Genomic DNA, 12,132 nt, shown 5'->3' with positions numbered 1-12,132 from the left:
TGAATCTATGGCCGAAATGCTTAAGCATTTCGGCCATGATGGCGTTCCTTCACTTTAATAACGCGTACATCAAAATAACATTAGAAGTTTTTTTGATATTCCTTGTACTTCGATGTAGCCCACTCTTCGAGCTTCGCCAGTCCAAGACTTTCGGCCTTCTGCAGCAATGCTTCGTATTGTGCCTTTGCTTCTTCTTCGGAGGCAGCTAAATAGATTTTCAGTTCCTCGGTCGTGACCATGTTTTGGATTTGAGCTTCAATCGTCTGCTCTTCTGTATCCGGGTCTGTAGAAACCAGACCCAGTGCCGGGTTGAACTCAAGCACGTCCCTGGCAGCAAGACCCCATTGCGTCATTTGAGATTTCGTATCGTAGCGCTGTAGTGCTTCATTAACACCGCTGCTGCCAATCAGGCCCCACCAGACGACGCCCATTTGCGTTTGAATTTCAGTATTGTTGAATTCATATTTCATAACCGGATATTTCTCAGCTTCGTTCCATTCCCAATCTTCGCCTTCAATGCCGTACAGACCAAGCTTTTGTCCTTCTTCACTATGCATGAATTTCAGGAATTTAATAGCAGCTTCCGGATTTTTGTTGTTTTTCGTTACATACATGCCAGCCCAGCCGGATCCGCCCATCGGAATCCCCGCTTGGTCACTAAGCAGCTTCGTCACTTGCTGCATTTGGAATGCTGCTCCAAGTTCTTCTAATTGAGGGTTGGTGGTATCCGCATTACCTCCACCATGAGCAAAGGCCTGACCGTTCAATACGTATTGATCGTCTTGCTGCGCCTCCTTGAATGTGAAGTTCTCAGCGATCATGAAGCCTTCGCGGTACAGACGGTTCATGTACAGGTAGTAATTCAAATAGTTCTCATCCTTCAGGTAGTAACGCGCAGCCCCGTCGATGTCCACGAATCCTTTACTTTTCTTAAGACCATAATTGATGCGCAGATTTTGGCCGATTTGATCTTTATCCCATACGAGCGGCACCATATGCGGATATTTATCCTTCACCATACCCAGAATTGTAATGAGATCCTCCAAGTTGTTCAGGGCTGGGTTGCCTAGCTCCTCCATAATATCTTGACGCAATGTCATACCGTTCGCACCTGGTATCGCCTTCGGATTATCTTGCCATTCTTGCTCCGTGGAGAATGCATTGCGCACGGTATAGAAGTTGCCGTCAGGCATTGTGTTAACGCCAATACGTTCTTGACTAATTTCGAAATCCGGAGCATACTTCTCGATCAACTCACCTAGTGGATAGGAAACATCACTGTTAGCCATGCGCGTCAGATCAGTAGCTGTATACACCAAATCAGGCAAATCCCCTGAAGCGATTAGTAGTGGAAGCTGCTTATCATCGGCAGCAACCTGAATGTTCAGCTTGACGCCGGTTCTCTTTGTAATTTCTTCCGGCACTTTGCCGCTCCAGTCTTTTAACGGCCACCAAGACATATTGACGAATAAATCAAGCTCTACGATTTCTTGTTCGGCTTCACCGCTAGCATCACTGCTCCCATTGGTCGCCTTTACGCTGTTATCATTTCCTGTGCTGGCAGCGTTATTTGCAGGGTTGCCGTTATTGCCACCGGAGCAGGCTGTTAGCAACACCAACAATGAAAGCATTATCACCCATGTCGATTTAAAAACCTTGCTCATTGCTTTTGCCTCCTTTTTCTTTCTGTATAGTATTTATGTGAAAAGGAATAAAACCGTTGCAATTGCCGTTTTATTCCACACTCCACCAATGTAATTCGGAAGCAGTCAAGCTGCTTCTGCTTAACCCTTAACAGAGCCTATCATAATCCCTTGTACAAAATACTTTTGTAAAAAAGGATATACGAGAAGGATTGGTATAACCGCGATAACCATTGCAGTGACCTGTATCGAGAACGTTGTCACACCAGTAATGGCCGCAGCGCGCTCCGCAGATGCCAAGTCAGCTGGAATCATGCCTTGATTGATGACCTCCATCATACGATAGGTTAAAGTTCGGAGCGAATCCTTATTGACAAAGTAGGCTGAATCCATCCATGAGTTCCATTGCCCCACACCTATAAACAATCCCATTGCCGCAATTAAAGGTTTGGAGACTGGTAAAATCATTCTGAAGAAAATGGTTAAATCCGAAGCTCCATCTATTCGTGCCGATTCCTCCATCTCCGCCGGTATTTCACGGAAGAACGAGACCGCAATAATCAGGAAGAAGATCGTCACCGAACCCGGTATAATGTAGACCCAAAAGGTATTGAGTAATCCTAAGCTGCGCAGAACAACGTAGTATGGAATAAGTCCACCTGACGTGTACATGGCAATGATAAAAAACGAAAAGTAGAACTTTTGAAACACCAGATTGCGATACGCCAAACCATATGCTGTCAAGCAGGTGAACAAGATTGTGACTGCCGCACCGACAACTGTCCTCAGCCCTGAGACACCGAAGGACATAATCCACTTCGGATCGCTAAGAAACTTTTCATAATTGTTAAAGGTAAATTCCCTCGGCCAAAAATAGATGCCACCAAGTGAGGTGTCGAGTCCGTTATTGAAAGAAACAATAATCAAATAGTAAAAGGGGTACATCGTAACCAGCGAAATGATTACAAGCAAACTAATATTCACGGTGTCAACGATGCGGTCTTCAATGGATCTGCGATGCATAAGTGACTCCTTTCTGCTGTTAGAATAAGCCGTTTTTGGTTATTTTCTTGGACATATAGTTGCTTCCGAATACAAGAATGATAGCGATAATCGACTGAATCAGGTCAATTGCCGTTGCGTATGCGTATCTTCCCTGAGCCAAGCCCATCTTAAATGCATAGGTCTGCAAAATTTCTGAGCGCTCATTATTCATGGCATTACCGAGCAAATAAGATTGCTCGAAGTTAGATCCAACAAGGCCTCCGCCGAGCAGGCTTCCGACTGCCAGAATGAGTACGACTACGATCGTGCCGCGGATGCCCGGCAGTGTAATATGCCAGATGCGGCGCAGTCGACCAGCTCCATCCATCTCAGCCGCATCATACAGTGACGGATTGAGGCCACTGATTGCTGCGAGAAATATAATCGCCCACCAGCCTGCCTCCTTCCACATTGCCGTTGTGACCGCTAGTCCCCAGAAATAATTCGCACTGGATAGGAAAGGCAGTGATTTCTCAACAAGGCCTAACCCCTTCAATAAATCGTTTACAATTCCTGAGTTGGTCGATAAGAAGATAATGAGCAGCCCGGATACCACAATCCACGAAATAAAATGCGGGAAGTAGCTGACTGTCTGTGCGAAACGCTTGAATAGCTGAGACCGCACTTCATTGAACATAATGGCCAACAGAATTGGCATTGGGAAGGTAAAGAACAATTTCAAAAGACTGATGGCCAGCGTATTCGTTACAATGAGATCGAAGTTGTAAGCGCTGACAAATTCCTTGAAATATTTGAGCCCTACCCAATCACTGGTAAAGATCCCTTTAATGCCGCTCGATATTGAATAATCCTTGAATGCCATCAAAATGCCGAACATCGGCAAGTAATTGAAGACGAAGACGATCAGCATTCCCGTTAAAACGAACAAATGAGCATATTTCTGTTTGACTATTTCACGCCAGATGGATCGTTTTACCGCCGGGAGCTGCTGCGTCCGCTGCGATGTGTTTATCTTGGTTTGCTGCTCCAACTATCCTCACTCCTCCCTCTTCCCCAGACACAAGCTGCCGTTTGGAGAATATGACTACATTGTATAGTCGATAGCATGACATGAACAGTGTTGAAAACTTAAAATGAAGCGATCATTTTTAAGAATTTTGAAAGCGTAATCAAACCTGTCATTCTCAAATTTGAGAAGTGATTATTTTTAACTGGATTGCTTAATTTCTTGAATTAAAACGCTTTCAAAAATGTGGTATAGTTATCATTCTCGTTCTATTGGTCAGAACACTTCGCGTATCGCTCAAGCTTCAGATAAAGGTTTTGAACGGCAGAATCTATTAGAGGCTGACCATGACAAACTTGGGGATTGTGGAAAAGAGGAGGATGATCCCGACTGACAGTCCAATCGGGATGTGAGAGGATCTCCCTTGGCTTAAGCCAATCCCAGTTTCAAACCCAGTCCGGGATTGGCGCTCATAATGATCATGTTCCAATTGTCACACTACTACAGCTATTTTTTGTCGAGCAAATATAAAGCTTCCAGAGCCAGTCTCAACGATCATGTAATCCTTATCGTCTTGCAGTTTTTTGATTCCTATAGGCAAAGCCGCATGCTCATCCTGCCCACAGATCATTTTAGGTACGTATACGATTCCCTTCGCATTGGGTGGAATGGTTACGCTTATCGACGGTTCATTATTCTCGTCTCTCTCCCAGCGCACTCTCGCATAACCCGGGCGCAGCTGCTGCCAGGCCTCCGCCCATTCCATATCATCTGGCATATATGGCTTGATCATAATGCTGTATCGGTCAGTATCCGTATCATAGCGGTAATCTATGCCCGCCAACCCTTGATACAGCCATTCCTCCAAATGTCCAAGCATGAAGTGATTCTGCGACTTGCCGACCGTCGGTCCATCCCACGCTTCGGTAAGCGTCGTAGCCCCGTGCTCTATTTGATACCCATAGCTCGGCTTATCCGTAATTTGCGACATCCGATAAATGACATCCGATCTGCCTGCCCGGCTAAGTGCAAGCAGCAGATAACGATAGCCTACATCGCCGGCTGTAGTCTGATAGCCGCGTTCGGCAATTTGTCTCACCAGCTTATCGATCAATACACCGTGGTGCTGCTCGGAGGCGAGACCGATGGCTACTGGCATGGCAAGTGCAGTATCACTTCCCGATGCGTAGCTGATTGCTTGTTCGTCCCAGTATTTCTGATGAAATGCTGATTTGATGGATGCGGTCAATTGCTCGTATTGCTGCACATCCGCTTGCTCATTCAGCAAAGCAGCTATTTTTTGCATGACAACAGACAGCCCGTAATAAATTGCTGTTTCTGTGTAAGGAATAGGCGTATTTTGCGAGTGTCCAGGCCCTGCCGGACCAATGTCATACCAGTCTCCGAGCCCCTCGGTAATGATGTACCCATCTGACTTCTCGGTCAGGTATGCCAGATATCGCTTCATGCCCGCGTAATGCTTATGGATCAAATTCATGTTCCCATATCGCTGAACAACTTCCCATGCTGTTAATATATAGGCTCCGCCCCAAGCCGTAGCGTCGCGGAATATTCTCAGCGTATCGTCGAATACGACATACTCAGGCGCGGTCGTGGGCACCATGCCGTTAAGTAATTGAGCATCCGAAATATCCTGCAGCACCTTCTTCAGCATCGCTTCCACATCATAGTTGAACATAATCGAAGGTCCCATCAAATGAACCTGCTCCAGCCAACCGAGCTTTTCTCGATGCGGGCAATCGGTGAATACGCTCTTGGTATTACTAAGAATCGCCCAATTGATTATTTCGTGTATCCGATTGAGCAGCGGCTTGGAGCATACGAATCCGCCAGCGGCTTCCAACTCGGGATACAGCATTTGCCCTTCGATGTCATGCAGTAATACTGGCAAAGAAGATTCTGCTTGATCTACATCAACGGTAAACCCTTCAGGAACCGCTCCTTCAATCATCACATAGCGAAAGCCGGTATACGTAAATTTCGGATGCCATTCCTCAACGCCGTTGCCGATTAACGTATAGATCAACTCGCATGGTGACCCGGTCCACTTTTGATTAACCAAGCCCTCTTCCAATAGTATCTCGGCACATGTCAATACAACCCTTGAGCCTGCAGGTCCACTGACACGAATTCTCGGCCATCCGGAGAAATTCTGGCCTAGATCGACTACATATAATCCATGCTTGGGATTTGTAATAGACTTGGACTTGAGTATCCGCATCACCTTAACTGGCGGAGCTGCTTGAGCTGTAAGCATGCCGGAAGGTCCATCGATCACCACGGCCGGATACCACGAGGAAGCATGCTCATCCTCCCTTCTTGCGTCGTACTCCTCACCTCCGTATATACACGTAAAGAGTGTTGGGCTTTCGCTGGATTGCCAGCTGTCATCCGTGCTGATCGTCTCATACACGCCTGTAGCATATTCAATGACGATATCAGCCAGGCACGTAGGCGTACCATAAGAATCCGTAAACTTCGTATATTTGCCGCCAGGTACATGGAAGAAGCCGTTCCCCAGCTCAATTTGAACGATATTTTCATTAGGCTTGAGCATCGACGTTATATCATAAGTCGTATATAGAACTGTTCGGTCATAATCCGTCCAGCCTGGATCCAGCTCATGGTCACCAACCTTCTTGCCGTTCAACCGTAACTCATAATGTCCAAGCCCGCTGATATACACTCGCGCGCGTACAACCTCTTGCAGGACATCGAAGCGGTGCTGAAAGCGGGACGCTCCTTTGGAAGCTACTGTCGCAACCGGATTTGCAATCCATTTCCCCTGCCAGCTCCGACTGTCCAGCTGTCCCATTTCCCACCAGGCTACCACACTGTCATAATGCGTACCCCGTTCATCTTCAATGGTAACCCTCCAATAATACCGCTGTCTTGGCTGCAGCACGGCGCCTGCATATGGAATAGCTGTGTGATCGCAGCTAGCGACAAATCCGCTGTCCCATGCATTCGCATTGTCCTTCAGCAGATCTTCACAGCTCGTTGCAACCTGAATTCGATATGCCTTCTGGCGGAATGCCAGAGGCAATTGATCAAGGAATGACCAGCTCAGGCGGGGAGCCGGTTCATCCAGTCCGATCGGATTAGGTCTGCCTTCCGTCCGAAGTGCAGTAAGAGCGAGCGGCAACGACGTCGCAACCGCAATCGTACGGAATTCAGGAAAGATATTGCATGTCGCGTCGCCTTCCATCGGCCGCCTGCATGCTGTGTAGAAATGATACAAAATCCCGTTATGCGCAATAACCGACGGTTTATGAGCATATACGGAATCGATCATATTGCCTTCGCCAATCGTAATAATCGGCTCTTCATATTTGTGCCAGTCCAGCAAGTTATCTGACAGCGCAAGCCCTTCCTGAGCCACTTTATAATTAAAGCCAAAATAAAACATCGTCCAGCGCGCGCCGTCCCGCAGTACGCAAGGATCACTCGTGAAACCACTGTCCCATGCGTCTGGTGTCACGCGAAGAACCGGATTATGCTCATGGCGCGTCCATTGTACAAGATCCTTCGAAGTTGCTAGGCCAATCTGCTCGATCCAACGGCCTTCATCTTTATCCTTCGCATTATAAAACAAATAAAATGTGCCTTGATGCTCCACCAGACATTCCTTATATAGCCCACCTTTTTCCCATTCACCGCCATCCTCAGGCACGAGAATCGGATTCTCCAGGCGATTCCAGCTCATCAGGCTCTCGTCCTCTGTCCATGCAAGCCCGATCTTGGCCGAGCCGGCTTCGTATCCATCACCCGGATAGGAATGATAGGCAAGCCAGTATTTGCCGTTCCATTTCTTCAGAAGTCCTGTACCATGCATATCATTGTCACGCAGAATCCAAGTGCCAGCAATATTGCGGGAGTCCCAGGCATTACCTTCCTCATTCCTGGTCAATATCGTCGACAGATGCTGCCAATTCAGCAGATCATCGCTAGTAGCCAATGCCGTTTGATATCCAGTTCCATCATAACCGACATACATCATATAAAAATGGTCATTATGCCTAAACACGAACGGGCAATCTACCGCGCGGCTGTCGAATGCTCCTTCCTTACCTGATCCGACAAGCACAGGCTTCTTCCATTTGTAAGGAGTCCAACAAGTGGAGATATCCATTATGCATTACCTGCCTCTTCATATATTGAATAATGTATGTTCAAAAAAGCTCGATTTTCAGGACATGGATGTAACGGTAAAAGCAGCAGCTTCACTGTCATACGTAATGCGCTTATTGGCCTGCTTTTCCGAATTTGTCTATGGCCCGCTGTACGACTGGATGCTGCTGCGCGCATTGCTCCAATGTGATATTGGCCACAGCGGCTTCCCATGCCAGCTTCATGCTCTCGAAGCCTGCAGCCGCCCCATCCGGATGAGCCAGCATTCCGCCTCCAGCCAAATGCATAACGTCCACCGTTCTTGTGGCGTCATAGGTAGCGTGGGCCGTACCCGCCCATTGCCCTGAAGAAATGACGGGCATCGCCTTGTAGCCGCTGAACAACGGCTCCGTGCAAGCCTTGATCGAGCGTGTGATGGATGCGTTGCTTTCGTAAAATTTCCCATCCAGACCATTGACATGAAGATGATCAGCGCCCGCCAGGCGGCATAGCTTCTGGTATGCTGTAAATTCCATGCCGAGATTCGGCGAACGAGTCATCATTCCCCACTGGTTGCGGTGTCCATGGATTGGGACCTCGCTGTAGCTGTTCAGATGGGCAAGCCCGGCAAGTCCAACACTCAATATGCTGACCATCACGCAATTGCCGCCGGCGCTGACGACAAGATCATGATTGCTGCGAAGCTCATCCCAGTCGCCTGTTATGTTGAAGGCATACATTAACTTCTTACCTGTCACATCTGCCGCCCGCTCGATCGCCGCGGTCACCGCTGCCACTTTCTGTTCCATAGGAGCATATGGCGGATTCGCGTTCAGCTCATCGTCTTTTATGAAATCCAATCCCGCTCTGGCAAGTCTCTCTACCATTTGTGCCAGCTCCTCAATAGACAACCCGATGCTAGGCTTCACAATAGTGCCAAGAATCGGACGATCGTACACATTTAACAGCCTGCGCGTTCCTTCTATGCCGTATTTGGGTCCCGCATAACGTTTGGAGAACGCTTCCGGCAAGTGGATGTCGAGTAGACGCAATCCGGACAATTCCTGCAATTCATACAAATTGCCCGCAATCGCCGACATTAAATTAGGAATTGACGGACCAAAGTTATGAAGAGGAAATGAAATCACAATACGTCCGCGATGATAGATGCCGTTATGATTGGAAGGCACAGCCACTCCCGGCAAGCCCGGCGCGTCACGATCTTCCAGCCATTCAATATGCTCTACAATGGCGCCATGCTCGTTCTTCAAACGTTCCGTTTCGCCTGGCACTTTTGTGAAAGTTCCGGTTGATTGCTCGCCTGCAATGATCATCGCTGCCTTTTCCAATGGAAATGGCGATTCTACCAAATAAGTAGCCGCAACACGCTGTGGATCCATATTGCTTCACTCCTGTCGTAATAATGAAAGAAATTCAACTAGAAATTGATTACTAGGCTGTCAAGCTGAACAATAGCCTATCGGCAGCATTTCCCCTCTATGGGTTGTCACAGCCATGACGAAAAGCCTCAGCTCAGGTTGTTCTATGCTGAGGCTTTTTCAGATATGGCCCCTTCGTTCAAAATGTTCCTTCTTTCTATTTAACAGATCCGACTCAAACGTCTGCGGCAAGTGGAGCGAACGCGCTATTAAATACGAAGCGACCGGAGCCGACACGGAACAGGAAGCCCTCTACTTGCTCACTCAGGAATTCACAGCCTTCCCCTGGATCTGATGTATCGTTGCCATCTATACGCACATTGCTTCCCGGAACATGAACGGTCGCGGTTGTATTTGCGGGCACTTCGATCTCGAGCCGCAGCTCTCCAAGGTCCATTAGCTCCCAACGTACATGAATAGTGCCGTAAAGTGACTCATAAGAGGCTTTGACATGCTTCAGCCGCCCTCCCGGCCTTGGCCGGATAATGATGTGGCGGAAGCCCGGCTCCATCGGATCGGCATCGATGCCTGCCATATAACGGAACATCCACTCCCCTACCGAGCCGAGAGAGTAGTGATTGAACGAATTCATGGAAGGCGTCTGGAAGCCCTGCTCCTCTGTCCAACCGTCCCAGCGCTCCCATATCGTTGTCGCGCCGTGCTTGATCGAATACATCCAGGATGGGAACGCCTCTTGGGAAAGCAGCTTGTAGGCGACACCAAGCTCGCCGTTATCGGTTAGTGCCGGCAGCAGGTAGCCTACACCGAGAAAGCCGGTGGACAAGCGGTCACCCCGCTCACGGATATTGTCAGTCAAGCGACTTATTGCTTTGACCTTCAAGCCTTCCGTCAATAGACCGAACTGAAGAGCAAGCAGGTAGACGGTCTGCGTATCTCCCTTAATGAAGCCTTCGTTCGAAACGAACGCACTGCGGAACGCCTCCGCAATATCGTGGAATAGCGATTCGTAATGACGTTGATCTTCGGTTTTGTTAAGTGTACCTGCGATCAGCCCCATCAGCTTCGTGCTGTATGCGAAGTAAGCGGTCGCAAGCACCTCGTTCGGCGTGTCCGCCTGAATCGACAGCCAATCTCCGTAGTTAGCATAATCAGGACGAATCAGCTCATTGCTGTTGTGCTTCAGATAGTCCACCCATCGAGCCATTGCGTCGTAATGAGTGTCGAGAATACGCCTATCTCCGTACATCAGGTACAACGTCCATGGGATGATCACTCCCGCATCACCCCAGCCAGCATTATCCGGCGCAAACCAATTCAGCCGAGTGCTCCACATTTTGTAGCGAATCCATCCGGCATCTGGGGCAACGTCCGTGAACGCGCCGGACGGCTGCTGGCAGTCAATCATATCCCACATATATTTCGTGAAGAAACGTGAGACGTCCATGTTGTAAGAGGCCGTACGGGCGAAAATTTGCGCATCTCCGGTCCAGCCAAGCCTCTCGTCCCGCTGCGGGCAATCCGTCGGAACAGATAAGAAATTCCCGCGCTGTCCCCATGTTATATTGGCATACAGCTGGTTGATCATAGGGTCAGACGTTACCAGGCTTCCGGTAACAGGGGTGTCGGAATGGATGACTTTTCCTGTAATGGTCGTCAAATCCGGTTCTCCCGGGAAGCCGATAAGCTCCACGTAACGAAAGCCGTGGAACGTAAAGTGTGGTTCGTAACGTTCCTCGCCCTCGCCCTTCAACACGTAATGATCCTGCTGAACGGCCAGCCTGAGATTATCCAGATACAGTGAGCCGTCTGGATTCAGCATCTCCGCATGACTCAGAGTAATTCGTGTGCCGCGCACACCCTTGACACTCACTTCGGTCCAGCCAACCATATTCTGGCCCATATCGAAGATGTAGGAGCCAGCCTCCGTTCGGCGAACAGATATCGGCCGAACAGTCTGAGTGATACGAATCGGAGGCTCCATCGTTGCTGTAAGCTGTCCATTGTAGCCAGAACGGATATCCGGTTCTTCCCATGAATCGGCGTTGAACCCTGGCCGATCCCATCCATCCATCTCCAGCCGTGCGTCATACTCTTCACCCATGATCATATCGGAATAACGGATTGGTCCTACCGTCGTTTGCCAGGAGTCATCCGATACAACAAGCTCCCTGCTGCCATCCTTATATTCAATACTTGCCTGCAAGAGAAGAAACGGCCGTTCACCATAGACACGACTGCCGAGAAATCCCACGGTTCCCGCATACCAGCCGTCTCCAAGGATGACGCCGAGCACGTTCTCTCCCTGTTCCAAGCTGTCCGTAACATCGTAGGCGTGAACTTGTACACGTGTATCGTAATCTGTCCAGCCCGGAGCGAACAGATGGCCTGCCTCTTCTCCGTTGACCGTCAGCTGGAACAACCCCAGGGCTGTGACATATACAACTGCGCGGCGAACTGCAGAGTGGACTGCAAACGATTTGCGGAGATAAGGAGGTGGTTGTAAATCAGGCGCAGTTCCGGGCCTTAGCTGCGGCTTTCTGCCGATCCACTTCGCTTTCCACTCTCCGCGAGACAACAGGCCCATTGACCAATAAGAGGGCTCGCTCCATTCGGTTGCCGTATCCTGATTATCCCATACTCGTACCTTCCACCAGTATTGTCCCTCCGATTGAAGCGGTTGTCCGGCGTATGGAACGTGAACCGAGCTGCGAGACTCCACCTTGCCACTGTCCCACATGTCAGCATCGCCATGATCGAGCTTGTCGCGGGAGGATGAGACCAGCACTTGATAAGCCAGCTGCTTCGCATTGCGCTCTTCAGATTCCAGCTGCCAGAAGAGGCGGGGAACCAGAACATCTATTCCAATTGGATTGTGTTCGTATTCGGTTTTGCACATTGTGATTCGCATGATCGAGGTGACCTCCTTTTTCTATATAGTTTGTAGTTG

Annotated in this window: 6 protein-coding genes; all 6 read right to left on the bottom strand. The window is 49.0% G+C overall.

The window, feature by feature from the left end:
* Window positions 1-80: 80 nt before the first annotated feature.
* Window positions 81-1,664 carry an extracellular solute-binding protein gene (locus AC6ESP_RS08490; RefSeq protein WP_497096270.1) on the bottom strand — a complete coding sequence of 528 codons (1,584 nt, stop codon included), beginning with the start codon at window positions 1,662-1,664 and terminating at the stop codon, window positions 81-83.
* A 120-nt stretch (window positions 1,665-1,784) separates the two neighbouring features.
* Complete coding sequence (locus tag AC6ESP_RS08485; RefSeq protein ID WP_497096269.1) at window positions 1,785-2,666, bottom strand: carbohydrate ABC transporter permease; 882 nt, start codon at window positions 2,664-2,666, stop codon at window positions 1,785-1,787.
* A 19-nt stretch (window positions 2,667-2,685) separates the two neighbouring features.
* Window positions 2,686-3,678 (bottom strand): ABC transporter permease, encoded by a 993-nt coding sequence (locus tag AC6ESP_RS08480; protein WP_497096268.1) that lies wholly within the window; start codon window positions 3,676-3,678, stop codon window positions 2,686-2,688.
* A 469-nt stretch (window positions 3,679-4,147) separates the two neighbouring features.
* Window positions 4,148-7,807, bottom strand: coding sequence for a family 78 glycoside hydrolase catalytic domain (locus tag AC6ESP_RS08475; RefSeq protein ID WP_497096267.1), 3,660 nt, complete (start codon window positions 7,805-7,807; stop codon window positions 4,148-4,150).
* A 112-nt stretch (window positions 7,808-7,919) separates the two neighbouring features.
* On the bottom strand, window positions 7,920-9,185 hold the full coding sequence (locus AC6ESP_RS08470) for a ribulose-bisphosphate carboxylase large subunit family protein (RefSeq protein ID WP_497096266.1): 1,266 nt from the start codon (window positions 9,183-9,185) through the stop codon (window positions 7,920-7,922).
* Window positions 9,186-9,399: 214 nt separating this feature from the next.
* Window positions 9,400-12,093, bottom strand: a complete 2,694-nt coding sequence (locus AC6ESP_RS08465) for a family 78 glycoside hydrolase catalytic domain (RefSeq protein ID WP_497096265.1) — start codon at window positions 12,091-12,093, stop codon at window positions 9,400-9,402.
* Between the last annotated feature and the right edge of the window lie 39 nt (window positions 12,094-12,132).

It is taken from the genome of Paenibacillus xinjiangensis (assembly GCF_059686975.1).
This window is presented reverse-complemented; position numbering and strand designations above follow the sequence as displayed.